The sequence below is a fragment of the Dellaglioa sp. CoH-56-MRSF-11 genome (assembly GCF_056782135.1).
This window is the reverse complement of sequence record NZ_JBXAYE010000139.1, coordinates 1-253: the sequence shown is the minus strand read 5'-3', so window position 1 is coordinate 253 and position 253 is coordinate 1. Positions and strand designations below refer to the sequence as shown.

Annotated in this window: 1 protein-coding gene; it reads right to left on the bottom strand. The window is 54.2% G+C overall.

Annotated features, from left to right (window positions below):
* A partial coding sequence (locus AC1RPT_RS08160) for a hypothetical protein (RefSeq protein WP_481763051.1) occupies positions 1 to 253 on the bottom strand: 253 nt, incomplete at both ends.

Sequence of the window (253 nt, the reverse complement as noted above, 5' to 3'; positions counted from 1 at the left end):
CGATCAAACGAAGGCGATCGATAACCATGACGACGGTGGACAACTGTTGCCAGTCCGGTCCCTGCCGCCTTATCGTCCCAGGAATCACGAGCAGGCTAAGGGGATCGACATCCATAGCCAACCAACTCGCCCAGAGGCGTAGATCGATATCTGTTGTCTTGGTTAATGTCTCGGCTTGGACCGTGCACTGGGCGAGAACGATAGGAAAACCAGTCCTTCTATCGAGAAAGCTTCTCCACGCCACCACATCTAC